At 74.8% G+C, this 24,462-nt stretch carries 21 protein-coding genes; 10 read left to right on the top strand and 11 right to left on the bottom strand.

All coding sequences use genetic code 11. The features are described from left to right. Window positions 1–76 precede the first annotated feature (76 nt). Window positions 77–1,354 carry a PucR family transcriptional regulator gene (locus ACIF6L_RS33175; protein WP_396491319.1) on the top strand — a complete coding sequence of 426 codons (1,278 nt, stop codon included), beginning with the start codon at window positions 77–79 and terminating at the stop codon, window positions 1,352–1,354. 122 nt (window positions 1,355–1,476) lie between these two features. Here the strand turns inward: ACIF6L_RS33175 and ACIF6L_RS33170 are convergent, their stop codons facing one another. Then, window positions 1,477–2,235: a DapH/DapD/GlmU-related protein gene (locus ACIF6L_RS33170; protein WP_329490800.1), complete on the bottom strand. Its 759-nt coding sequence runs from the start codon at window positions 2,233–2,235 to the stop codon at window positions 1,477–1,479. Window positions 2,236–2,354: 119 nt separating this feature from the next. Between ACIF6L_RS33170 and ACIF6L_RS33165 the strand changes: the two genes are divergently transcribed. After that, on the top strand, window positions 2,355–3,191 hold the full coding sequence (locus ACIF6L_RS33165; protein ID WP_396491318.1) for a maleylpyruvate isomerase N-terminal domain-containing protein: 837 nt from the start codon (window positions 2,355–2,357) through the stop codon (window positions 3,189–3,191). Window positions 3,192–3,204: 13 nt separating this feature from the next. Here the strand turns inward: ACIF6L_RS33165 and ACIF6L_RS33160 are convergent, their stop codons facing one another. Beyond that, complete coding sequence (locus ACIF6L_RS33160) at window positions 3,205–3,978, bottom strand: enoyl-CoA hydratase family protein (RefSeq protein WP_396491317.1); 774 nt, start codon at window positions 3,976–3,978, stop codon at window positions 3,205–3,207. A 187-nt stretch (window positions 3,979–4,165) separates the two neighbouring features. Here ACIF6L_RS33160 and ACIF6L_RS33155 point away from each other — a divergent pair, with 187 nt between their 5' ends. Next, window positions 4,166–4,963 carry an ATP-grasp domain-containing protein gene (locus ACIF6L_RS33155; protein ID WP_329490797.1) on the top strand — a complete coding sequence of 266 codons (798 nt, stop codon included), beginning with the start codon at window positions 4,166–4,168 and terminating at the stop codon, window positions 4,961–4,963. Between the two features lie 56 nt (window positions 4,964–5,019). Continuing rightward, window positions 5,020–5,436, top strand: a complete 417-nt coding sequence (locus ACIF6L_RS33150; RefSeq protein WP_329490796.1) for a RidA family protein — start codon at window positions 5,020–5,022, stop codon at window positions 5,434–5,436. Between the two features lie 79 nt (window positions 5,437–5,515). Here the strand turns inward: ACIF6L_RS33150 and ACIF6L_RS33145 are convergent, their stop codons facing one another. Continuing rightward, window positions 5,516–6,925 carry an MFS transporter gene (locus ACIF6L_RS33145; RefSeq protein WP_396491316.1) on the bottom strand — a complete coding sequence of 470 codons (1,410 nt, stop codon included), beginning with the start codon at window positions 6,923–6,925 and terminating at the stop codon, window positions 5,516–5,518. Window positions 6,926–7,006: 81 nt separating this feature from the next. Here ACIF6L_RS33145 and ACIF6L_RS33140 point away from each other — a divergent pair, with 81 nt between their 5' ends. Further along, the gene (locus tag ACIF6L_RS33140) at window positions 7,007–7,999 is read left to right on the top strand and encodes an ArsR family transcriptional regulator (RefSeq protein WP_359808437.1); all 993 of its coding nucleotides are present in this window, start codon (window positions 7,007–7,009) and stop codon (window positions 7,997–7,999) included. Window positions 8,000–8,180: 181 nt separating this feature from the next. Next, on the top strand, window positions 8,181–10,484 hold the full coding sequence (locus tag ACIF6L_RS33135) for a glycosyl hydrolase family 18 protein (RefSeq protein ID WP_396491315.1): 2,304 nt from the start codon (window positions 8,181–8,183) through the stop codon (window positions 10,482–10,484). A 102-nt stretch (window positions 10,485–10,586) separates the two neighbouring features. On the opposite strand, the gene ACIF6L_RS33130 is transcribed toward ACIF6L_RS33135, so the two are convergent. Continuing rightward, entirely contained in the window at window positions 10,587–11,864 is a 1,278-nt protein-coding gene (locus ACIF6L_RS33130; RefSeq protein ID WP_396491314.1) for a geranylgeranyl reductase family protein, read from the bottom strand. Between the two features lie 169 nt (window positions 11,865–12,033). Between ACIF6L_RS33130 and ACIF6L_RS33125 the strand changes: the two genes are divergently transcribed. After that, window positions 12,034–13,398 (top strand): dipeptidase, encoded by a 1,365-nt coding sequence (locus tag ACIF6L_RS33125; protein WP_359808439.1) that lies wholly within the window; start codon window positions 12,034–12,036, stop codon window positions 13,396–13,398. Between the two features lie 52 nt (window positions 13,399–13,450). Here the strand turns inward: ACIF6L_RS33125 and ACIF6L_RS33120 are convergent, their stop codons facing one another. The 7 genes from ACIF6L_RS33120 to ACIF6L_RS33090 all read right to left on the bottom strand — a co-directional run bounded on the left by ACIF6L_RS33120 (window position 13,451) and on the right by ACIF6L_RS33090 (window position 21,278). Continuing rightward, window positions 13,451–14,236 carry a DUF4184 family protein gene (locus ACIF6L_RS33120; protein WP_396491313.1) on the bottom strand — a complete coding sequence of 262 codons (786 nt, stop codon included), beginning with the start codon at window positions 14,234–14,236 and terminating at the stop codon, window positions 13,451–13,453. Window positions 14,237–14,329: 93 nt separating this feature from the next. Continuing rightward, window positions 14,330–15,397, bottom strand: coding sequence for an NUDIX domain-containing protein (locus ACIF6L_RS33115; RefSeq protein ID WP_329490790.1), 1,068 nt, complete (start codon window positions 15,395–15,397; stop codon window positions 14,330–14,332). Window positions 15,398–15,878: 481 nt separating this feature from the next. Continuing rightward, complete coding sequence (locus ACIF6L_RS33110; protein ID WP_396491312.1) at window positions 15,879–16,772, bottom strand: C40 family peptidase; 894 nt, start codon at window positions 16,770–16,772, stop codon at window positions 15,879–15,881. Between the two features lie 304 nt (window positions 16,773–17,076). Next, window positions 17,077–18,498: an acyl-CoA synthetase gene (locus tag ACIF6L_RS33105; protein ID WP_396491311.1), complete on the bottom strand. Its 1,422-nt coding sequence runs from the start codon at window positions 18,496–18,498 to the stop codon at window positions 17,077–17,079. 219 nt (window positions 18,499–18,717) lie between these two features. Next, window positions 18,718–19,680, bottom strand: a complete 963-nt coding sequence (locus ACIF6L_RS33100; protein WP_329490786.1) for an electron transfer flavoprotein subunit alpha/FixB family protein — start codon at window positions 19,678–19,680, stop codon at window positions 18,718–18,720. A 44-nt stretch (window positions 19,681–19,724) separates the two neighbouring features. Further along, complete coding sequence (locus ACIF6L_RS33095; protein ID WP_329490785.1) at window positions 19,725–20,510, bottom strand: electron transfer flavoprotein subunit beta/FixA family protein; 786 nt, start codon at window positions 20,508–20,510, stop codon at window positions 19,725–19,727. A gap of 354 nt (window positions 20,511–20,864) precedes the next feature. After that, window positions 20,865–21,278 carry a TlpA family protein disulfide reductase gene (locus ACIF6L_RS33090; protein ID WP_396491940.1) on the bottom strand — a complete coding sequence of 138 codons (414 nt, stop codon included), beginning with the start codon at window positions 21,276–21,278 and terminating at the stop codon, window positions 20,865–20,867. A 211-nt stretch (window positions 21,279–21,489) separates the two neighbouring features. On the opposite strand from ACIF6L_RS33090, the gene ACIF6L_RS33085 reads away from it, so the two are divergent. From ACIF6L_RS33085 to ACIF6L_RS33075, 3 genes are all read left to right on the top strand, one after another. After that, entirely contained in the window at window positions 21,490–21,915 is a 426-nt protein-coding gene (locus ACIF6L_RS33085; RefSeq protein WP_396491939.1) for a DUF4395 domain-containing protein, read from the top strand. A gap of 217 nt (window positions 21,916–22,132) precedes the next feature. Further along, window positions 22,133–22,891 carry a lysophospholipid acyltransferase family protein gene (locus tag ACIF6L_RS33080; RefSeq protein WP_329490782.1) on the top strand — a complete coding sequence of 253 codons (759 nt, stop codon included), beginning with the start codon at window positions 22,133–22,135 and terminating at the stop codon, window positions 22,889–22,891. A gap of 188 nt (window positions 22,892–23,079) precedes the next feature. Further along, on the top strand, window positions 23,080–24,270 hold the full coding sequence (locus ACIF6L_RS33075; protein WP_396491938.1) for a TolB family protein: 1,191 nt from the start codon (window positions 23,080–23,082) through the stop codon (window positions 24,268–24,270). The last annotated feature ends 192 nt before the right edge of the window (window positions 24,271–24,462 follow it).

The raw sequence follows: 24,462 nt of genomic DNA, 5'->3' as shown, positions 1-24,462 counted from the left end.
ACCCGAGTGCCTCCATCATGCGGTCGCCCCTCCGGCCCGGCCCTTGGGTGTCCCCCAGACCTGGACGGTGTTTTCTGTGACCGGTCACAATTCACCCGCTTGCGCCCCCGGTTGGCGGATCCCGCTGATCGGCGGAGTGCCCGCCGACCAGCGGCTGCTCGGCGCCGTACCCGAGTTGGTCGAGGCCGTCATCGCCACCCTGCTCGCCCGGGTGCCGACCTACCGCCGCCTGCCGCACGAGCAGGTGGCGGGCGAACTCAGCCAGGTCACCGAACGCCGGATCCGCGCCCTCGCCCAGGCCGTCCGCACCGGGAACCCCGCCGACGACGAGGAGTTCACCTCCGTCCGCGAGGCCGCCGCCCGGCGGGCGGAGGAGGGCCTGCCGCTGGACGCCGTCCTGCTCGCCCACCACCTCGGGATGGAGGTCTGCTGGGAGCTGGTGACCAGGGACGCCCACGACGACGACGCCGCCGACCTGCTGGTGCTCAACCGGCTGCTGCTCGACCAGCTCCGCCAGGCCACCTCCGCCGCCGGCGCCGGGTACGTCGAGGAACGCCGCACCCTCGCCGACGAGCAGCGGGCCGCCCGCCTCGCCCTGCTCACCGCGCTGCTCGACGGCGCCCCCGCCGAGGAGACCGCCACCAGGGCCGGGCTCCGGCTGCCGCCCTCCTACGCCGTGCTCTGCCTCGCCGTCGCCGACCACCCCGACGAGCGGGCGCCCGGCGTCGACCGGACCGTGGCCGGCCACCGCAAGCTGCGCCGGCTGCGCACCGAACTCGACCACCGCACCCGGCAGTCGGCGCTCACCGCGCTCTCCTCCTCGGGGGGTCCGGTGCTGATCCCGCTGGAGTGCCGGCCGGACGCCGTCCCGGCCGACATGTGGCAGCGCCTCGCGGACACCGTGGCGGGCACCGCCCGGGCCGCCGGGGTCCCGGTCCGGGCCGGGGCGGCCGTCGCCGCGCCCGCCGGGGTGGCGGCGGCGGCCGTGCTCGCCACCGAAGTGCTGGAGGTGGCGCGGGCCTTCGCCCGCCCGCCCGGGCTGCACCGCCTGGACGACGTCCTGCTGGAGTACCAGCTCAGCCGGCCGAGCCAGGCGAGATCCCGGCTCGCCTCACTGCTCGCGCCCCTGGAGGACGGCGGCGAACTGCTCGCCACGCTCCGCACCCACCTGGCCGGCGGCCTCAACCGCCGCCACACGGCCCGCACCCTGCACCTGCACCCGAACACCGTCGACTACCGGCTGCGCCGGGTGGCCGTCCTCACCGGCCTCGACCCGACCCGGCCCGCCGACCTGCTCCGGATCACCGCCGCCATCGCCGCCCGGGACGCCGAGCGCGCCCAGGAGCCGGCCTGACCGGCCGGGCCCGCCTGACGGCCGGACCCGCCTGGCGCCGACGCCGCAGCCCTCAGCCCTCGACCCCCAGCCCGCCGTTCCCGCCGACGCCGCCCTCCTTCGGCCCCGCCGACCGCCGTGCCTCACACCCCCGTCTCGCCGGGGAGCCGCAGGTCCCACCCGGCGAGCGCGCGCAGCTGGTCGGCGGTGATGCCGTCCGGCAAGGGGTTGGGCGGGTCGGTTCGGAACGGCGGCTGCCAGCCCTCCTCGGCGGTCCAGCGCCGGACGATCTTCGCGGGGGCTCCGGCCACCACGCTGTGGTCGGGGATCTCACCGCGCACCACCGAGCCGGCCGCGACCACCACGTTGCGGCCGAGCCGGGCGCCGGGGAGGATCACGGCGCCGGTCCCGATCCAGCTGCCGCCGCCGATCTCGACCGGTTCGTTGCGCGGCCACTGCTTGCCGATCGGCAGATCGGTCGCGCGGTACTCGTGGGCCTGGTCGGATATGTAGACGCCCGGGCCGGTCCAGACGTCGTCGCCGAGCACGATCGACTGGTGGCCGACGATGTGGCTGTCACGGCCTATCACGCAGCCGCCGCCGATCCGCACGATCGGGTCCGGCCCGAGGTCGAGGCCGGGCAGGAAGCCCGCGCTGATGGTGACGCGCTCGCCGATGATCGAGAACGGGCCGATCGTGATCCACCGCTCGTTGAAGATCGCCCCGAGCGGGAAGGTCAGCTTCGTCCCCGCGCCCAGTTCGCCGAACCGGTACGGACCGGGGCTCTCGCTGGACACCGCACCGGCCCGCTGAACCCACGTCCAGCCCCGGTGGACGAGGCGGCCCGCGACGCGTCGGCTGCCCGCCCGGGCGGCGGAGAACAGGGAACTGGTGATCGACATGCCGCCACGCTACCGGTCGCCCCGGCGCCGTCACCGAGGAGGCGGCCAACATCACACCCGTCCCGGAGGGGCGCCCGTACCGTGTCCGAAATCCGCGAGCGGTGCGACACTCGTCGACCATGGAGATCATCGAGCACATCGACGCGCTGCGCCGCGAGGGCGTCCTGCTGGCCGACGCGGCCGCCCGCACCGACCTCGCAGCCCCCGTCCCCACCTGCCCCGACTGGCAGTTGCGCGACCTCGTCCTGCACACCGGCCAGGTCCACCGCTGGGCCACCGCCCTCGTGCGGGACGGCCACCGGGAGCCGCTGGACGCCGAGGGCGAGCGCGCCGCCTGGGGACCGGAGCCCTCGGACGCGGCGCTGGTCGACTGGTTCCGGACCGGCCACGCCGCCCTGGTGGCGGCGCTCGCGGCGGCCCCGGCCGACCTGGAGTGCTGGAGCTTCCTGCCCGCGCCGACCCCGCTGGCGTTCTGGGCCCGCCGTCAGGCGCACGAGACCGCGGTGCACCGCTTCGACGCGGACGCGGCCGCCGGGGCGGACGGCCCCCGGGTCGCCACCGGCCTGGCCCTGGACGGGATCGACGAGTTGCTGGCGGGCTTCATGTCCCGCGGCCGCGCCCGGGTGCGCAGCGAACAGCCGCGCACCGTGCTGATCCGGCCCACCGACCCCGCACCCGGCGACGTCACGCCGAGCGCCGGGCCCACCGACCCCGCACCCGGCGGCATACCGACCGACGGGCCCGACTCCTGGCTGCTCACCATCAGCCGGGAGCCGCTCACCGTCACCCGCCGGGCGGCCGGGGCCGCGGGCCCGGCCGACCTCACGGTCAGCGGCCCGGCCCGCGACCTCTACCTGCTGCTCTGGAACCGGCTGCCCGCCGAGCGGGTCGAGCTGACCGGGGACCGGGCGCTGCTGGACCTCTGGCGGGAGACGGCGGTCGTCCGCTGGAGCTGACCCCGGCCGGGGTTCAGCGCGCCCAGGGCGCGGGCCGCTTCTCCAGGAACGCCCGCATGCCCTGCTGCGCCTCGTCCGAGCCGAACAGCCGCGCCGAGAGCTGGACCAGTTCGTCCGCGTCCCGTTCGAAGGAGCGCACCACCTCGGCGTTGGCCAGCCGCTTGGACTGCGCGAGGCCCTGCGGCGACCCGAGCCGCAGGGCGTCCAGCAGGCCCTTCAGCGCGGTTCCGGTGGACTCCGCGGAGTCCGACGCCTCGGTGATCAGCCCGATCCGGGCGGCCTCGGCGGCGTCGAAGACCTCGCCGGTCAGGTAGTAGCGGGAGGCGGCGCGCGGGTCCAGCTTGGGCCGCAGCGGCAGCGAGATGACGGCGGGTGCCAGGCCGAGCCGGACCTCGGTGAACGCGAAGGTGGCGGCCGGGCCGGCCAGGGCGAGGTCGGCCGCGCCGACCAGCCCGAGGCCGCCCGCCCGGACGTGTCCGTCGATCACCGCGATCACCGGCTTCGCGCAGTCCACGATGGCCCGCTGGAGGTCCACCAGGCCGCGCGGGCCCACCGTCGGGTCCGTACCGGTCGCCTCGGAGAGGTCCGCGCCCGCGCAGAACACCTTGCCGGTGTGGCCGAGCACCACCGCGCGGACGTCCGGGTCGGCCGCGGCGGCGGCCAGGGCGGCGGTCAGCTCGGCCATCAGCCGGGTGGAGAGCGCGTTGCGGTTGTGCGGCGAGTCGAGGGTCAGCGTGGTGACGGCATCGGTGGTGGCGACACGGACGAAGGGCACTTCGCGGGTCATCGGTGCGGGCCTGCTTTCCGGCTGAGGGTGGGTCGGATTGCGTGGCGGCCGCCCTGCTCGGACGGCGCCCGGTCGACTCTGACACGCCCACCCGCCGCTCGGCCAGAGCCACCCGCCGCGAGCCCCGTCACCCCGTCGCGCCGAAATCCGGTGGTCGGGCGGCCGTCCGCCACGGCAGCATCGGGCCATGACCACCGACGCCGTCCTCCTGCTCGCACCCCGGATCAACGAGACCGGCCTGCAGCTGCGCACCGCCGCCGGCCGCCGCGGCCTGCGCGCGCACACCGCGACGGCCTGGCGCGCGCCCGAGGAGCTGATCGGCTCGCCGGTGCACCTCTACGGCGGTCCGCTGTTCGGCGACGCGGTCGGCGCCGCCTTCGACCTGGCGCTGCTGGAGCCGCCGGACGACTGGCCGGCCCGCCTGCCGGCGGAGCTGACCGGCCGGTCGGTCACCCTCACCACGCTGGCCGCGGCCCGCCTGTTGCGCCGCCCGATGTTCCTGAAGCCGCCGGGCGACAAGCTGTTCCCCGCCCGGATCTACCCGGACGGCTCCGGCCTGCCCGGCCCGGACGCGCTGGACGACGACACCCCCGTGCTGGCCAGCGAGGTGGTCCGGTTCCGCCGCGAGTACCGGCTGTTCGTCCTGGACGGCGAGGTGCTCACCGCCTCGCGCTACGCGGTGGACGGCGACCTGGACACCGCCCCGCTGCCCGAGGACCGGTACCGGGCCGAGGTGACGGCCTTCGCCGCGGACGTGCTGGCCGCCTCGGCCGGGGCGCTGCCGAGCGCCGTGGTGATCGACGTCGGCCCGCTGGACTCCGGCCGCTGGGCGGTGGTGGAGGCCAACCCGGCGTGGGCGAGCGGCGGTTACGCCTGCGACCCGGCGGCGGTGCTGGAGGTGGTGCTGCGGGCCGGCGGACCGGCCGCCGACCTCCCGGAGGCGGACCGGCGGTACGGCCGGGCCCTGCCCGAGGTGGTCCGCTGAGCGGCGGCGGGCGAAGGCCCTGGTGCATCTGATCACCCGTCGGCCACGATGGGGTCATGACTTCCCAGCGCCCGCACCTCACCCACATCGCCGAGCCGCCCGGGGTCGCCCCCGGCACCGGCTACACCCAGGTCGTCACCGGCACCGGCCGCCTGGTGGCCGTCTCCGGCCAGGTCGCGTTCGACGAACAGCGGCACCTGGTCGGGGCCGGCGACCCGAAGGCGCAGGCGCGCCAGGTGTTCGAGAACCTGGGCCGCTGCCTGGCCGCCGCCGGGGCCGGCTTCGCCGACGTCGTCAAGCTGACCTACTTCGTCACCGACATGGCGTTCATGCCCGCCGTGCGCGAGGCCCGGGACGCGTACTTCGGCTCGACCCCGCTCCCGGCGAGCTCGGCGGTGCAGGTCGCCGCGCTGTTCCTGCCCGAGGTGCTGATCGAGGTGGAGGCGCTCGCCCTGGTCCCGGAGCAGCGCTGACCGACCGGCCACCCGCTGACCGACCGGCCACCCGCTGACCGTCCGGCTCCCCGGGGGCCGGAGCGCCGGGCGACCCGGCCTACCCCGCGGTGGCCCCTTCGCGGCCCCGGGCCCACCGGACGGCGGGCCCCATGGCGAGGCCCGCCCCGGCGAGCAGCACGCCGAGGGCGACCCAGCCGAACAGGCCCCACCCGACCACGGCGGTGCTGACGACGGCGGGGCCGATCATCAGCGAGGCGGCCGACCCGGCGTTGTAGACGCCCTGGTAGGCGCCGTGGTCGCGCTCCCCGGCCAGGTCGTAGCTGAGCGCCCAGCCGCCGGCCTGGCTCAGCACCTCGCCGAACGCCTGGAGCGCCACCCCGGCGAGCACCAGCACGGCGGCGACCACCGCGGGCAGCCCGTGGGCGAGGGCGAGCACCAGGCAGGAGGCCGCCAGGATCAGCCCGGCCCGGCCGCAGAGCCGGGCGGCCGTCGCCGGGTCCTCGGTGCCCCGGGTGGCCCGCACCTGCAGGGCTATCACCAGCACGGTGTTGACGATCAGGGTGCCGGCCACGGTGATCCGGGGCGCCTCGGTGTGCTGGACCACCCAGAGCGGCACACCCACCTCCAGCATCGCGAACTGCAGGCAGAGCAGCGCGTTCAGCACGGTCACCACCAGGAACGGCCCGTCCCGCAGGGCGGGGTTGCGCCGCCGGCCGGCGGGCTCGCCCGGTCCGTCGCCCGCCACCGGGCGGGCCGCCGGGCGGACCCTGGCCGGGACGGCCAGCCGGTGGAACAGCGCCGCGACCACCAGGTACGAGAGGGCGTCGGCCAGGATCGCCGTCAGATAGGCCGGCCGGCTGTCCACCTGGAGTGCGACGGCGCCGAGCGCCGTCCCCAGACAGAGGCCTACGTTGGTGACCACCCGCAGATAGGCCCGGCCGGCGACCCTGCGGTCGGCGGGCAGCACTTCGGCGTAGAGCGCGTTCCGCACGGCGGCCGCGCCGCGGTCGGCCGCGCTCACCACGCAGGCCAGCGCCAGGAACGCCGGGTAGCTGTGCACCAGGGCGTAGCCGGCGGTGCCCAGCGCGTTCACCGTGATCAGGACCACCAGCACCGGCCGCGCTCCCCAGCGGTCGGCCGCCCGCCCGGCCGGCACGCTGGCGGCGACGCCGCAGAGGCCGGCGGCGGTGAGCCCGATCCCGAGCTGGGCGGCGCTCAGTCCGAGGACGCGGGTGAAGAAGAGCACGCCGACGGCGAGCGAGAGCCCGCTGCCGACGGTGTTGACGAGGGTGATCCCGGCGAGCCGGCGCACCATCGGGTCGGGGTGCAGCAGCCGCGAGCCCCCGGCGGGCCGGCCGACCGGGCCCGGCTGCGAGGTACCACCCGCGGCCGAGGTACCACCCGCGGCCGAGGAATCCGACGCGGCCGAGGGCGGTGGCGGATCCGGGGGACCGGCCGGGCCGGCGACGGGCGAAGGCGCGGCGGACGACGCCGGTGAGGTGTTCATGCCCCGATCCCACCGCGTCCCCGGCGTCCGCAGTAATGATTTAGGCTCTGCCTCAAAGCAGCTGGAGGGACGGGGTCGGAGTTGCACCGGTTCAGGCTGGATCTGGCCGATCTCGCCACCACCTGGTTCGCCTGCTCGCCGATCCAGGAGGCCGCGCTCAGCCTGCGGATGTGGACCCACCCCGGCGTCTACCCGCTGCAGTCGGCCGCCTTCGAGCGGCTGCGCCCGAGCTTCGAACGGCTGGACTCCGGGCTGCTGCTCTCCCTGGTCGCCGCCAACCGGTGGATTCCCGACTTCCTGACGCCCCGCCCGTCCGTCCCCGCGCCGGACTTCCGGGCCGAGCTGGCCGTGGTCCGGGCGCTGCCGCCCGAGCAGCTGCGCGCCGAACTGGAGCAGACCTTCCTGCCGCACGGTCGGCCGTTGCCCGCCCCGCTGGCGGCCGGGCTCGCCGATCCGGTCCGGCTGCTGGCCCGGATCGCCGACGCGCTGGAGGAGTACTGGGAGCGCTGCCTGGCCCCCGCCTGGTGGCCGCGGGCCCGCGCCGTTCTGGAGGCGGACCTCGTCTACCGGGCGCGGGTGCTGTCCCAGCAGGGCGCCGCGGCGCTCTTCGCCGACCTGGACCACCGGCTGCACTGGGCGGACGGCCTGCTCTCGATCAACCGCCGCTGGACGGACTGGGACGGCGAGATCACCGTGGACGGCCGCGGGCTGGTGCTGGTCCCGACCTTCTTCGCCCGCGGCGCGATCACGATGATCAGCAATGACCGTCCGCCGCAGATCAGTTACCCGGCCCGCGGCCGGGCGGGGATGGCCGCGCCGACCGCCCCGGTCACCCCGCGCGCGCTGGAGCTGCTGCTCGGCGCGCCCAAGGCCCGGCTGCTGGCGCTGCTCGCCGAGCCGGCCTCCACCACCGAGCTGGCCTACCGCCTGGGCGTCACACCGGGCGCCGTCAGCCAGCACCTGGCGGTCCTGCACCGGACCGGCCTGGTCACCCGGGCCCGGCACGGCCGTTCGGTGCTCTACGGCCGCAGCCCGCTCGGCGACGAGCTGACCGGGCATCCGCGCCGGGGCTAGCCCGCCCGCACCAACTCCCAATTGGTACAGACCTGTTGACGCATTGGTCCAGTCCTCCTACAGTGCCCATGCCCCCGTCTCCCCACGGCGCGGGCACCGGTCGGCCACGCACCACGGCCGCGGCACCACCCGTACGGTTCTACGTCGCCCTGTTCAACCCCCCACAGTCACAGGGAGAACCATGTCCGCTCGACCCCGGGCCCGACGCCCGCGAGCGCGCAGCAGACTGCTGGCGCTGCTCTCCGCCCTGCTCCTGCCACTGGCCGCGCTCACCGCGCTGGCCGCCCCGGCGCACGCGGCCGGAAAACTGACCGCCACCTTCACCACCGCCGACAACGGCTCCTGGTGGAAGGGCACCTACATCGTCCGCAACGACAACGCCGCCGCCGTCTCCGGCTGGACGCTGGAGTTCGACCTCCCGGCCGGCGTGACCGTCCAGAACAGCTACAACGGCACCGCGACCACCACCGGCCGGCACGTCACCGCCACCAACGCCTTCTACAACGCGAGCGTCCCGGCGCACGGCACCACCGAGCCGTACAGCTTCTGGTTCGTGGCCAACGGCCCGATCGGCACGCCGACCGGCTGCCGGATCAACGGCGACAAGTGCGACGGGAGTTCGGACGTCCTGCCGTCCGCCCCCGGCACGCCGGTGGTCACCGAGTCGACCGCGCACAGCCTGGCACTGAAGTGGCCGGCCGCCACCGGCGGTGACTTCCCGGTCGCCTCCTACGAGGTCCTGAGCGGCAGCACCGTACTGGCCGCCGCCGCGACCACCGACACCGTGGTCAGCGGGCTCACCCCCGCCACCTCGTACACCCTGGCGGTGCGCGCCAAGGACACCCGGGGCAACACCGGCCCGTCGAGCGCGTCCGTCACGGCCGCCACCTTCGACCCGGCCACCGACCCCGTCCCGCCGACGGCGCCCACCGGCCTGCGTGCCACCGCGGTGACCTCCACCGACGTGACGCTGGCCTGGAACGCCGCCACCGACAACCAGCGGGTGGCCGCCTACGACGTCTACCAGGGCCCCGCGCTGGTCAGGACGGTGACCGGCAGCACCCTGACCGCCACCGTCAGCGGCCTCTCCCCGTCGACGGCCTACACCTTCACCGTGAAGGCCCGCGACGGCGCCGACAACGCCTCCCCCGCCTCCGCGGCGCTCGCCGTCACCACCTCCGACCTGGTCGGGGCCGGGAAGTACGCCCGGGTCGGCTACTTCACCCAGTGGGGCATCTACGGCCGCCAGTACTTCGTGAAGAACCTCGACACCTCGGGCAGCGCGGCCAAGCTCGACGTCATCAACTACGCCTTCGAGAACATCGATCCGGTCAACCTGACCTGCCTGGCCGGCGTCACCAAGGGCACCACGGCCGATCCGCAGGACCCGGACCAGGGCACCGGCGCGGGCGACGCCGACGCCGACTACGCCCGCCCGATGAGCGCGGCGCAGTCCGTGGACGGCGTGGCCGACGACGGCTGGGGCAAACTGCGCGGCAACTTCAACCAGTTGAAGAAGCTCAAGGCCAAGTACCCCAACCTCAAGGTGGTCGTCTCGCTCGGCGGCTGGACGTACTCCAAGTACTTCTCGGACGCGGCCGCCACCGAGGCCTCCCGGCAGAAGTTCGTGAAGTCCTGCGTCGACACCTGGATCAGGGGCAACCTGCCGCTCTACAACGGCGCCGGCGGTGACGGCGTGGCGGCCGGGATCTTCGACGGCATCGACCTCGACTGGGAGTGGCCCGGCTCCGCCGACGGCCACGCCGGCAACCACTACAGCACGGCCGACAAGGCCAACCTGACCCTGCTGCTGGCCGAGTTCCGCAAGCAGCTCGACGCGCTCGGCGGCTCCCACAAGCTGCTGACCGCCTTCACCCCGGCCGACCCGGTCAAGATCGGCCAGGGCTGGGACCTCTCGAAGATCTTCAACTACCTGGACATCGCCAACGTCCAGGGCTACGACTTCCACGGCGCCGGCAGCGACAACTCCTGGGAGCCGAACCGGGCCGGGCACCAGGCCAACCTGTACGCCGACGGCCAGGACCCGTACCCGTTCCACTTCAGCGTGGACGCGGCCGTCCAGGCCTACCTCTCCGCCGGGGTCAACCCGCGCAAGCTCACCATCGGCTTCCCGTTCTACGGACGCGGCTGGCAGGGCGTGGCGGACGGCGGCGCGGCGGGCGAGTGGCAGAGCGCGACCGGCGCGGCGCCCGGCCAGTTCGCCGAGGAGGCCGGCACCCGCGGGTACAACAACCTGATCACCACCTTCCCCAACCTCACCGTCCACCACGACACCCAGTCGATCGCCACGTACGGGTACACGGGTGCGGGCGGGCAGTGGTGGACCTTCGACGACGCCTGGTCGATCGGCCAGAAGACGACCTACCTGAAGTCGAAGAACCTGCTCGGCGCGATGATCTGGGAGATGACCGGCGACACCCCGAACGGCGCCCTCATGACGGCGCTCGACACCGGGCTGAAGTGAGCCCGGGCGGCGCCGGTCCCCGGGCCGGCGCCGCCCTCGGAACGAACCGCACGAAGAGGCCCCCGCGGACCGGCCGACGCCGGCCCGCGGGAGCCCCGCCCGCTACCGCGAGGCGAGCGAGGTCAGCTTGCGGGCCGCCCGGTACTGGCGCAGCACCTGGGCGAAGGTGGTGTGGCCCTGGGTGGTCCGGGCGAACGCCCGCCAGGCCGGGGCGACCAGGCAGACCGCCGCGTGGAACAGGTACGGACGGCGCTCGAAGGCGGCCAGCATCAGCTTGCCGGCCCGCATCTCCACGCCCAGCCCGGCCTTGATCGCGAACGCGTAGTTCAGCGCCTCGCGGCGGACCTCGGCCGCGGTGCCCGCCTCGGCCACCTTGACCGCCCACTCCCCGGCCAGCCGGCCCGAGCGCAGCGCGTACGAGATGCCCTCGCGGGTCCACGGCTCCAGCAGACCGGCCGCGTCCCCGGCGACCAGCACCCGGCCGCGCGAGAGCGGCGAGTCCTCGGCCCGGCAGCGGGTCAGGTGCCCGGACTCCACGCTCGGCGGGAACCCGGCCAGCCCGAGCCGGCGGATGTAGTCGGCCAGGTACTGCTTGGTCCGCTCGCCGTCGCCGCGCGCCGAGATGACGCCGACGGTCAGGCTGTTCGACTCGGTCTTCGGGAACACCCAGCCGTAACTGCCCGGCAGCGGACCCCAGTCGAGGTGGATCCGGCCGGCCCAGTCCGCCACGACCTCCGCCGGGACGGGGATCTCCGCCTCCAGCCCGAGGTCGATCTGGTCGAAGGAGACGCCGACGTGCCGCCCGATCCGGCTGGCACTGCCGTCCGCGCCGACCACCGCCCGCGCTTCGAACGTGCGCCCGTCGGCGGCGGTGACCACGGCCGTGCGGTGCTCGCCGCCGCGCTGCTCGACGCCGGTGACGGTCACTCCGGTGACCAGCACCGCCCCCGCCTGCTTGGCCGCCTGGACCAGGCGCAGGTCGAACTCGTCCCGGTTGACCAGCCCGAACAGCATCCGCTTCGAGCGCCGCGTCCGGGTGAACCGGCCGCCGTACGCGAAGGTGACGGCGTGCACCCGGTCCTGCAGCGGCAGCCGGAAGCCCGGCGGCAGGCTGTCCCGGGAGGGGCCGATGATGCCCCCGCCGCAGGTCTTGTACCGGGGGTGCTCGGCCTTGTCGAGCAGCAGGACGCGGCGCCCCTGGGCGGCGGCGGCCTGCGCGGCCGAGGCCCCGGCCGGTCCGGCGCCGACCACGACGACGTCCCAGACGCCGTCCAGCGGATCGGGCCCGTCCCGCGGCGGGGCGGGCTGCGGCTCGGACGGCTGTCCGGGCGCCTCGGCGTCGAGCGGGCTACGGGAATCGGAGCTTCCGGAGTCAGTCACGTCGAGCAATCCTATGCGTCCTCCGGAGCCACCGTCCGTCGCGCCGCCCCGAACGCCCGGACGGCCCTCCGGACCGCCCGTTCGATCCGCCTATGATCGACATATCCCCCTGTCAGCACCGTCCGCCCGGAACACCCTCCGGGCCGGACCACCACCACCGGAGCCCCCGATGCCGCAGCAGCCCCTGGCCGACGCCGTCCGGTCCCTGATGGACCGTGCCCGCACCGACCTCGCCGAACTGGTCGCGTTCCGCTCGGTGGCCGACCCCCGCCAGTTCCCGGTCGAGGAGTGCCGCGGCGCCGCCCGCTGGGTCGCGGACGCCTTCGCCGCCGAGGGCCTGACGAAGGTGCAGCTGCTGGACACCCCCGACGGCACCCAGGCCGTCTACGCCGAGCTGCCCGGCCCCGAGGGCGCGCCGACCGTGTTGCTCTACTCCCACTACGACGTGCAGCCCCCGCTCGACGAGGACGCCTGGCTCAGCCCGGCCTTCGAACTGACCGAGCGGGACGGCCGCTGGTACGGGCGCGGCGCGGCCGACTGCAAGGGCAACATCCTGATGCACCTGACGGCCCTGCGGGCGCTGCGCCGGGTTGACGGCGGCTACCCGGTCGGGCTGAAGATCATCGTCGAGGGTTCGGAGGAGCAGGGCACCGGCGGCCTGGAGCAGTACGCCCAGGCGCACCCCGAGCTGCTCGCGGCCGACGCCATCGTCATCGGCGACACCGGCAACTTCACCGCCGGCCTGCCGACCGTCACGGCCACCCTGCGCGGTATGACGATGGTCGAGGTGTCGCTCACCACCCTGGCCGGAAACCTGCACTCGGGGGCCTTCGGCGGCGCCGCCCCGGACGCCCTGCAGGGCCTGGTCCGGATGCTGGCCTCGCTGCACGACGAACACGGCGACGTCGCGGTGGCCGGCCTGGCCAGCGACCAGACCTGGCCCGGGGTGCAGTACCCCGAGGAGCAGTTCCGCGCCGACGCCAAGGTGCTGGACGGCGTGGCGCTGACCGGCACCGGCACCGTCGCGGACCGGCTCTGGGCCCGCCCGGCCGTCACCGTCCACGGCATCGACGCCCCGCCGGTGATCGGCGCCACCTCCTCCGTCCAGGCCGCCGCCAAGGCGCTGGTCAGCCTGCGGGTGCCGCCGGGCGGCGACGCCCTCGCCGCGCAGGACGCGCTGATCGCCCACCTGGAGGCGCAGGCACCGGCCGGTGCCCGGCTGCGGATCGAACGGCAGGGCGCCGGTGAGCCGTTCGCCGCCGACACCTCCGGCCCGGCCTACGAGGCGATGGGCGCGGCGATGGCCGAGGCCTTCGGCACGCCGATGGTCGCCTCCGGCGAGGGCGGCTCGATCCCGCTCTGCAACACCCTGCAGTCGCTCTACCCGCAGGCCGAGATCGTGCTGATCGGCGTCGAGGAGCCGACCACCCAGATCCACGCGGTCAACGAGAGCGTCGACCCGCGGGAGCTGGAGCGGATGGCGCTGACCGAGGCGCTCTTCCTGCGCCGGTACGCCGAGCTGCGCTCCGTCTGAGCCCCGGCCCCGCCCTGCCGGTGCAACGGCGCCCCGGTGCGCCGGGCGGCCGTCACACCGGCAGCCGCCCGGCCGCCCGCCGCCGGCCCGCCACCCGCCCCGCGACCGCGTGCACCAGCGCGTACCCGACCGCTCCGGCCGCGAGGCCGGCGCCGGCCCCGAAGCAGAACTCCGGGATCGGGTTCCGCCGCAGCGGGACGAGCCGGTGCACCACCCCGGCCGCCGTGGCCGCGCCGAGCACCGCCACGGCGGCCCGCCGGGCCCCCGCGGGGAGCGCCGGGGCGGGCCGGACCGGCTCCACCGCGCGGGCCGCCCGCGCCAGGTGCCCGGCCAGCGCCGCCAGTGCCAGCGCCGAACTGCCGTACTGCAGCACGGTGTACAGCGGCAGCCCGGCGACCGTCCGGTCCAGCACCGGCAGCAGGCGGACGCCCAGCCGGCCCTCGTGGGTGAAGGCGTCCCAGCCGACGTGGGTGGCCGCGCCCAGCGCCGCCGAGCCGGCGAACCAGGCCGCACTCGCGCCGCCGCCCCGCCGGACCGTCAGCGCCTCGGCCGCGCCGGCCCACCGCTCGGGCAGCAGGGCGAGCAGCGGGGCGCGCAGCAGCCCGTGCCACCCGGCCACCAGGACGCCCGCGATCGCCACGTCCACGGTGGGCACCGCCCACCAGCGGTGGGTCGTCCCGCCCTGCCCGTAGACGCCGGGCAGCAACGACTCCAGGAAGAACGGCACATCGGGCGCCATCGACCCGGCGACCAGCGCCGAGGCCACCAGCGGGCCGCGCGCCCCCGCCGCGCGCAGCAGGGGCAGGACGGCGGCCGGATGGCTCAGTGTGAACGGCATGGCCCCATCCTCCCGCCCCCGCCCCGCCCGGCACACCCGAACCGCACCGGGGGCGGCCCCGCCGGCTCGCGGCCGCGGGCACCACGACGGGCGCTACGCCGCGTCCGCCGCCCTGGCCAGGCCGAGACCGGCCCGGCGGCCGGCCTCCAGGTAGCGCAACTCGCCGCTGCGGCGGGCGTCCAGCGCGGCCGCCAGCCGCCGGTACCGGCCCGGGGGCAGCAGACCGGCGGCCTCGTCCAGGCTGACGAAGCGCCAGCCGCGCAGCTCCTCCTGCTGGAGCAGCAGGTTCTGCCGGGCGGCGGCGTCCAGCAGGCCGCCGTCGTAGACCAGTCGCAGGCCGCCGCGGCGCGGGCCGGTGCGCGGCTCCCAGTCGACGGCGAGCAGCCGCAGCGTGCCCGGGTCGAGCCGCAGCCCCAGCTCCTCGGCGGTCTCCCGGAGGGCGGCGTCGGTCGGTGCCTCGCCGCGCTCGACGACCCCGCCCGGGAACTCCCAGTCCGGCTTGTAGACCGGGTCGACGAGCAGGACCCGGTCCTGCTCGTCGAAGAACAGCACGGCGGAGGCCACCGTGTCCCCGGTCGGGTCCGGGGTCTGGACGATCGGGCAGCGGGCCGAGCCGTCACGGACGAGCTGGGCGAGCCGGGCGGCGGTCTCGCGCGGGGTCAGCTCGCCGTTGTCGACCATCCGGGCGTCCTCGATGAGCCAGCGGCGGGCGGCCCGGTACCGCGGCAGGTGCTCCAGGCACCACTGCCGGACGCGCTCGCTGCGCTCCGGATCGCCGGGGCACTCGTCCCGCTGGGCGATACGCGCACGCAGGATCGTTTCTTCAGGGTCCAGGACCAGGTGGTGCACCGTGATGCCGTTCGAGGCGAGCGAGCCGAAGATCTCGTCGCGGTAGTCCTCCCGGAGCAGCGTCATCGGGACCACCAGCGGCCCCGGCACCTCGCCGAGCAGCGCGGCGGCCGTCTCGGGGACGAGCCGGCGCCAGGCCGGGAGGTCCTGGAAGTCGGACACGGCGGCCAGCCGGTCCGCGGGCAGGAGGTCGCGCAGCCCGAACCCGACGAGCTCGGGATCGAACAGCGTGCTCCCCGGCAGCAGCTCCACCAACTCACGGCAGGCAGTCGTCTTGCCCGCCCCGAATGTGCCATTGACCCAGACGATCACAACGTCCCCTGCCCCTCGACTTCCCCCGATGCCGTTCGCACCGGGCGGCGCCCCCGTCAGCCGTACCAGCGCCACCCGAGGTGGTACCCCCGCCGCGCCGGTCCCCATACCTGCGGACCGGGCCCGGCGGCCGAACCCGGCCACGCCGTGTGACAGGGGCATGTGCCCAGGCCAGGCGGTCCGCACCACGGTACGCGCGCCTGCCCGACCGCCGGTCCGCACGCCCCTGATCACCGGCGGCCACCTACCTTACGCGCGCCCCCTTGAACACCTCTCGCGCCCCCACCCGCCCCACGCTCCCCATCCCCCGCGCCCCACCCGGCACCCCACCCGGCGCCCCTGACGGCCCGACCCGGCGACAGAGCGCCGAATCCCTGAAGCGCCGAGGCGCGGAAGCGCCGAGGCACCCGGACGCCCGGCCGGTCGGGCGGCGTACGGACAGCCGCTCGACCGGCCGGGCGTCACCCGGCGGGCACGCTCCTCAGGGGCGGCCCATCTGCGTCGGGTAGTAGCCGCTACTGAGCCCCGAGATCCGGATGTTGGTGCCGGGCCGGGCGGCCTCCACGTACTGGTTGTTGCCCAGGTAGATCGCCACGTGGTGGATGCCCCGGGCACTGCCGTCGTCCGACCAGAAGAGCAGGTCACCGCGGCGCAGCTGGCTGGCGCTGACCGGCGTGGTCGCCTCGTACTGGTCGTTGGCCACCCGCGGCAGCGCGATGCCGCCGCGCTTGAACGCCTGCTGCACCAGGCCCGAGCAGTCGTACCCGTCCGGCCCGTTGCCGGCCGTCCGGAACGGCTTGCCGAGCTGGGCGAGAGCGAACTGCACCGCCGTCTCGACGTCCCCGTCGGCGGCCACCGAGCCGGAGCCGGCGGACGACCCGGCCGAGCCCGAGGAGGAGGACGAACCGGCGGCGGAGCCGCCACCCGTCCGGTCCAGGTAGACGTCGTAGTGGGTGGTCCAGCGCCACTGGCCCTGGCTGTTCCTGAACCAGTACCGCGAACCGTCCCAGCCCTGCGTGATCCCCCCGGACGAGGAGGCCGCCGGGGCCGCGGCCTTGGCACCGCTCCCGTTCCGGGCCTGGTAGATGTCGTAGTGGCTGGTCCAGCGCCACTGACCCTGGCTGTTCTTGAACCAGTACCGCGACCCGTCCCAGCCCGCGTGGGCCGGCGCCGGCTCGGCGGCCGCGCTGCTGACCCCGGTACCGAGGCCGATCACGCCGGCACCGGCCGCGATCACCGCCACCATGCCTATCCCCCGACGGACCCGCGCCGCCCGGGAGGGCCGGGCGGCACGCGCCGGCCCGTCGGTGGTGGCGGCGGTCTGCCCGGTCGGGTCGTCGGCTGCACCCGGTGCGCCGGTGTTGACGGTCGTCATCCTGCTGTCTTCCTTTGCTGAACGCGGCTCAGCACTGCCCAGCACCGCTGACGCTGCTGAACCCCGGCTGAACACTGAACGGGGAGGGCAGAGGGGTTCCCGGTGACGAGCCGCGGCTTCCGGTCCTGCGACCGGAGGCCGCGGCTCGTCACCCTGGGATTCAGTTCTGCCTGCGTGTCACGTTAGGCACGCGGCCGCTCACAGCGCGCAGTGGAGTGCGCCAAAGGAAGGGTTCACGGAAGGTGAGGAGGACCGCCGGGGTGACGGTCGAAGAGATGAACGACCGTCACCGGGTGACCTCCCGTCACCCGAGTGCCGACTCCGCCAGCAGCTGCTTCTTGAGCACCTTTCCCATGGCGTTCCTGGGCAGTTCGGACACCAGCACCACCCGCCGCGGCCGCTTGTGGACCGAGAGCCGCTCCGCCACGAAGGCCGTCAGCTGGTCCCCCGTCACCGTGCCGTCCGGGATGACGTAGGCGACCACCGCCTGGCCGAGGTCCTCGTCGGGCGCGCCGACCACCGCGGCGTCCGCGACCGCCGGGTGGTCGCGCAGCGCCGCCTCGACCTCGCCGGCGCCGATCCGGTAGCCGCCGCTCTTGATGAGGTCCACCGAGGCACGGCCGACGATCCGGTGGAAGCCGTCCTCGCCGATCACGGCGACGTCCCCGGTGCGGAACCAGCCGTCCGCCGTCCACGCCTCCCCGTTGGCGTCCGGCCGGTTGAGGTACCCGGTGAACAGCGTCGGCCCGGCGACCTGCAGCTCGCCCACGCTCTCGCCGTCGTGCGGGACGGGCTCGCCCTCCTCGCCGACCAGCCTGGTCCGCACGCCGGTCAGGGGCAGCCCGACACTGCCGGGGCGGCGCTCGCCGTCCGCCCGGGTGGAGAGGGTGATCAGCGACTCGGTCATGCCGTAGCGCTCGATCGGAGCGTGCCCGGTCAGCGCGGCGAGCTTCCCGAAGACCGGCACCGGCAGCGGCGCGCTGCCGGAGACCAGCAGCCGGGCCGAGGCGAGCTGCCCGGCCGCCTCCGGATCGGCGGCCAGCCGGGACCAGACCGTGGGCACGCCGAAGTACAGGCTGGCACCGGCGGCCGCGTAGCCCGCCGGCGTGGGCCGCCCGGTGTGCACCAGCCGGCTGCCGGTGCGCAGGGCGCCGAGCACGCCGAGGACCAGGCCGTGCACGTGGAAGAGCGGCAGACCGTGGGCCAGTGTGTCGTCGGCGGTCCAGCGCCAGGCCTCGGCCAGCGCGTCCAGGTCGGCCGCGACGGCGGAGCGCCGGATCATCGCCCCCTTCGGGGCGCCGGTGGTCCCCGAGGTGTAGAGCACGAACGCGGTGGCGTCCGGCGCGGGCTCGGCGTGGCGGGTGGCGGAGCGCTCGGCCGGGTCGACGGGCAGCGCCGACACTCCCCCGGTCTCCGGCACCGTGTCCCCGGCGGCGTGCGCGAGCAGGACGGCGCCCGAGTCCCGCAGGATGTGCGCGCGCTCCTTGGGCCCGGAGTCGGGCGGCAGCGGCACCACGGGCACGCCGGCCAGCAGCCCGCCGACCACCGCGACGACGGTCTCGGCGGTGGGCCGGGCGAGCACCGCCAGCGCGGGGGCGCCGGCCACCCGGTCGGCCACCGCGGTCGCCGCTCCCAGCAGCTGCTCGCGGGAGAGCTCCCGCCCGTCGATCCGGAGCGCGTCGCCGGAGTCGCCGAAGTCGCCCTGAAGTGCCGTCAAGAGTGTCATGCGTCTGCCCTCGCCCTTGGTCGCGGTGTGGCGCTCTGTCCCCGCCGGCCCTGTCGCCGCCGGTCCGGCGTCCGACTCTACGGGCCCGGCGGCGGGCACCCGCAGAGCCCACGGGGACGGACCGCGGCAGCGGGGGATCCGCCCGCGCGAAAGCGCGAGGGCGCGCCCGGGAAGGTTCCCGGGCGCGCCCTCGCGCAGTGTCGGTCCGACGCCGTGCGGTCAGCCCTTGCGGGCCTGGACCTCGCCGGTGAGCTGCGGCAGCACGGCGAAGAGGTCGCCGACCACGCCGTAGTCGACCAGCTCGAAGATCGGGGCCTCCGGGTCCTTGTTGACGGCCACGATGGTCTTCGAGGTCTGCATGCCGGCCCGGTGCTGGATCGCGCCCGAGATGCCCGCCGCGATGTAGAGCTGCGGGGAGACCTGCTTGCCGGTCTGGCCGACCTGGTTGCTGTGCGGGTACCAGCCGGCGTCGACGGCGGCGCGCGAGGCACCGACGGCCGCGCCCAGCGCGTCGGCCAGCTCCTCGACCACGCCGAAGCCGGCCGCCTCGCCGACGCCGCGGCCGCCGGAGACCACGATCGCGGCCTCGGTCAGCTCCGGGCGCCCCGAGGAGACCCGCGGGGTGCGCGAGGTGACCTTGGCGGCGTTGCCGGTGAACTCGACGGTGACGTTCTCCACCGCGCCCGCGGCCGGAGCGGCCTCGGGGGCCACCGCGTTCGGCTTCACCGTGATGACCGGGGCGCCGTGCGACACCTTGGACTTCACCTGGAAGGACGCGGCGAAGACGGCCTGGGTGGCGACCGGGCCGTCGGCACCGGCCTCCAGGTCGACGGCGTCGGTGATGATGCCGGAGCCGATCCGCAGCGCGACCCGCGCGGCGACCTCCTTGCCCTCACCGGAGGAGGTGACCAGCACCGCCGCGGCACCGGTCGCCTTGGCGATCTGGGCCAGCGCGTCCACCTTCGGGACGACCAGCTGGTCGGCGAACTCCGCGCCGTCCGCGACGTACACCTTCGCCGCACCGAACTCGCCGGCCTTGGCGGCCAGGTCGGCCGCGGCCGCACCGGCGCCCAGCACGACCGCCGACGGCTCGCCGATCCGGCGGGCCAGGGTCAGCAGTTCGAGGGCCGGCTTGCGGACCACACCGTCGGCGTGGTCCACGAGAACCAGGATCTCAGCCATGATTCGTTGCTCCTGATCGATCGTTGGAACGCAAACTGCGTGGATTAGATGAACTTCTGCTCGGCGAGGAACGCGGCGAGCTGCTTGCCGCCCTCACCCTCGTCCTTGACGACCGTGCCGGCCGTCCGCGCCGGACGCGCCGTCACCGACTCCACCGCCGTCCACGCACCCGCCAGACCGACCTCACCGGCCTCGATGCCCAGATCGTCCAGGTCGAACGACTGCACCGGCTTCTTCTTCGCCGCCATGATGCCCTTGAACGACGGGTACCGCGCCTCACCCGACTGGTCCGTCACCGACACCACCGCCGGCAGCGCCGCCTCCACCAGCTCCGTCGCCGCGTCACCGTCACGACGGCCCTTCACCACACCGCCCTCGACCGACACCTCCGACAGCAGCGTCAGCTGCGGCACACCCAGCCGCTCCGCCAGCAGCGCCGGCAGCACACCCATCGTGCCGTCCGTCGACGCCATGCCGCCGATCACCAGGTCGAACCCGGTCTTCTCCAGCGCCTTCGCCACCACCGCCGACGTCCCGATCACATCCGTACCGTGGATGTCGTCGTCGTTCACGTGCACGGCCTTGTCCGCACCCATCGACAGCGCCTTGCGCAGCGCGTCCTTGGCGTCGTCCGGCCCCACCGTCAGCACCGTCACCTCGGCATCGCCGTGCGCCTCGGAGATCCGCAGCGCCTGCTCCACGCCGTACTCGTCCAGCTCCGACAGAAGGCCGTCCACACCCTCCCGGTCGGTGGTGTGGTCGTCCGCGAAACGACGGTCACCCGTCGCGTCCGGCACGTACTTCACACAGACAACGATCCTCAAGCTCACGGCCTGTCTCCTGTACTGGTCTCGTCCGGCGGCTGCGGCTGTGCAAGCGGGCGCGAACTCGGCACGCACCCGCTCCGGGCAGCGTGTTCCCGTGCCGGTCCGGAACTTCCTGGCAGCATACTCGCCAGTAGTCGAATGACACTACTGGCCAGTAGCTTACGCCGCCGAGCCCCGTCCGACCGCCCCTCGGCCCGCCTCGCGAGGGCCTGAGGGCCCCCGGCCCGGACGGCCCGCGGAACGGCTCGCACTGCCGTCAGCCCTCATCCTGCCCCAGCGTCCCGCCGACACCACCCGACGGGGCGGCGCATCGGGAGTGGGATTCACCACCCGGGCCGCCGCACCCCCCGGAGCGGATCAGACCGCCTCGCCCAGCGCCGCGATCACGTCCGCCTTGCGCGGCAGCCCGGCCGCCCGGCGCACCACCCGGCCATCCGCGTCCAGCACCAGGACCGTGGGCGTCCGCAGGATCTCCAGCCGGCGGACCAGCGCCAGCCGCTCCTCGGCGTCCAGCTCGATGTGCGCCACCCCCTCGACCAGACCCGCCACCTCCCCGAGCACCCGTCGGGTGGCCCGGCAGGGCTGGCAGAACGCGGTCGAGAACTGCACCAGCGTGGCCCGCTCGCCCAGCGCCTCCCCCAGGTCCGCCGCCGAGAGCCGTACCGCCCCGTCCTTCGCCCGCACCCGCAGCCTCCCGTCGCGCTGGGCCCGCAGCAGCCCGAACGCGCTCGCCACCGCGAGCACGACGACGCACACCACCAACCCGGTCATCCCCCCAGTCTGCCCCGACCCCCCAGGAGTCCGACAGAGTGGTCGACCGCCGGGGCGGAGCCCGCGTACGATCGCCGGGTGGACTCCGACCGCCCGGTACGACCGCTGCTGACCACCCGCCGGGTGGTCGACCTGTGCCGGGCCACGGCCTCGCGCTGTCACTGACGCGCCCTGCCGTCCCCCCTTCTGCGATCCAGATCCGGAGCCCCCGTTGCAGATAGACCCCCGCGGCCCGAGGTTCGCCGCCGCGCTCAGCGCGGCCGTCCTCGGCGCCGTCCTCCTCAGCGGCAGCGGCCTGCTGCTCACCCTCCAGGGCATCGTCTTCGGCCTCGGCGCCATCGGCGGCCTGCACCGGTCGCCGTACAACTGGCTGTACCGGACCCTGCTCCTGCCCCGGCTCGCACCGCCCACCGCGACCGAGGACGAGCGGCCGCCGCGCTTCGCCCAGGGCGTCGGCCTGGTCTTCGCCGCTGTCGGCGCGCTCGGCTTCCTCACCGGGGTGACCTGGCTCGGCCTGCTGGCCACCGCGTTCGCCCTCGCCGCCGCCTTCCTCAACGCCGTGTTCGGCTACTGCCTCGGCTGCGAGATGTACCTACTCCTCCGCCGCTCCCAGGGCCGGCTGGACGCCGCGTCCTGACCGGACCGGAAAGGTTCCCGGCCGGCCCATCACGGACGTCACACACCCGCCACCCGCCCGACCGCCCGCCTCAGGTGACAGCGGGCACTCGTTCGGGGGATCATTTCCGTGTATCACCCGTGGCCGCCGCGGCGTGCCGCGCCTCCGGTCGGCCCCACGTACGACACGGGTACCGCCGGACCGGGCCACCAGGGCCCGTGGGAAGTCAGGACTGACCGTGGCAGAGCTCGTGTACCCGCCGGTGATCGGCGCCGCACTGACCGTCTTCCGCGCGCTCGACGTACGCATCAGGATCGTCGGCGCCGAAAACATCCCCGCCCAGGGCGGAGCGGTACTGGTGAGCAATCACATCAGCTACCTGGACTTCCTCTTCGCCGGCCTCGGAGCCTTCCGCGGCGGCAAGCGCAAGACCCGCTTCATGGCCAAGGACGACGTCTTCAAGCACGCCGTCTCCGGCCCGCTGATGCGGGGCATGAAGCACATCCCGGTCGACCGCACCGACGGCCAGCCCGCGTACGAGGCCGCCGTGCGGGCCCTGCGCGCCGGCGAGATGGTCGGGGTGTTCCCGGAGGCGACCATCAGCCGCTCGTTCATGCTGAAGAAGTTCAAGACCGGCGCCGCCCGGATGGCCGCCGACTCCGGCGCCCCGCTGCTGCCGGTCATCCTGTGGGGCACCCAGCAGCTCTGGACCAAGGGCCGGCCGAAGACCCTCACCAAGCGCCACGTCCCCGTGACCATCATGATCGGCGAGCCGATCGAGCTGGCGCCCGGCGACAAGCCCGTGATGGTCACCCGCCGGCTGCGCGCCGCGATGAGCGAGATGCTCGACCGGGCCCAGCGCGAGTACCCGGGCAAGCCGAGCGGGCCTGAGGACACCTGGTGGCAGCCCGCCCACCTCGGCGGCACCGCGCCGACCCTTGAGGTCGCCGAGGCCGAGGACGAGGCAGAGGCCGAGCGCCGGGCCAACCGCGACTGACGCCCCCGGGCCGGCGGCGGCCGGCCGGGCGCTCCGCGCCGTCAACCCAACAATCCATTCTTCATACTCCGTGCGACCGAGTGGCCACGGACCGTCGCGTGTCGGCGGCCTGCCCGCCCTCCCGATCTGACACAGTGACAGCTCCCCCGGGGGCCTCGTCCTGCACCAGAGACGGAGATGACACGCCGATGACCGGCACACGGCTGCTGCCACTCACCACCACGGCCCGCACCCGCGCCCGCGCAGGTGCGGGCCTTCTGCTGGCGGGCACCGCCCTGCTCGCCGGGTGCGGTGCCCAGCCCGGCGAGATCCCGCTCAGCGAGATCCGGGCGGAGTCCCCGTCCGCCACCCCGACTCCCGACCCTGCCATCGCCAACGCGACCCCGGGCGTGATCGGAGCCGCGGCACCGGCCCTGCCCGTCACGGCCCACAACGGCCTGATCGCCGGCCGGGTCTTCCTCGACCCCGGACGCCTCACCAGCGCCGTCTTCACCGTGACGGCCGACGGCGGCACCCTGCAGCAGCTCACCCGGCCCTCCGGCCAGGACCGCGACGACCACCCCGACTGGTCCCCCGACGGCAGCACCCTCGCCTTCGACCGGACCGAGACCGAGACCGGCGCGGCCCGGCTCTGGACGGTGTCCGCCGACGGCGAGGGCGCCCACCAGATCGGCCAGCTCTGCGAGACCGGCGCCGCCGACTGCGCCAACGAGCAGGAGAGCGGCCCCGCCTTCTCCCCCGACGGGAAGCAGCTCGCCTTCAGTCGCACCTGGGGCGCGATCGACTCGTCCACCCAGCAGATCCAGTACTCCGACCTGTACCTGATGAGCCCCGACGGCACCAACGCCCAGCGGCTGACCTTCCTCACCAACGACACGCCGTACTCCGGCGAGGTCCGCAATCCGAGCTGGTCGCCCGACGGCAAGCAACTGGTCTTCGAGTACCGGACCAGCTCGACCGGGCAGCCCGCCAGCGGCCGGGCCCTCTACGTCGTCAACGCCGACGGCACGGGCCTGCGCCGACTCACCCCGTGGGAGCTGCGCGCCGGTGAGCGCGCCAGCTGGTCCCCCGACGGCACCCGGATCCTGTTCACCACCTATCCGGCCGGCCCCGACTACACCCCCGGTGGCGGCATCTACACCGTGCAGCCCGACGGCAGCGCCATCGACGCCCTGACGCCCGGTCCGTCCGAGGTGTTCTACGGGGCCGCCGCCTACTCCCCCGACGGCACGTCCATCGTCTTCTCCCAGGCCCCCGCCGGCGGAACCGCCGACCTGTACCGGATGCAGACCAACGGCACCGGCGTCACCCGGATCACCGAAACGGCCGACCAGTGGGTGAGCCGCCCGAACTGGGGCACCGCCGCACCCCACTCGTAACCAGGCGACGCCGGGGCCGGCCTTTCGGTCGGCCCCGGACCGCTTGGGCGTGCCTTTCCCGGAAACGCAAAGAACCCCCCCGATCCGTAAGGATCGGGGGGGGTTCTTTGGAATGATTGTTCGGCGGCGTCCTACTCTCCCACAGGGTCCCCCCTGCAGTACCATCGGCGCTGTGAGGCTTAGCTTCCGGGT

The sequence above is a fragment of the Kitasatospora sp. NPDC086009 genome, assembly GCF_044540385.1.
Classification (GTDB): Bacteria; Actinomycetota; Actinomycetes; order Streptomycetales; family Streptomycetaceae; genus Kitasatospora.
The sequence above is the reverse complement of the archived record's forward strand: the minus strand, read 5'-3'. Positions and strand labels throughout refer to the sequence as shown.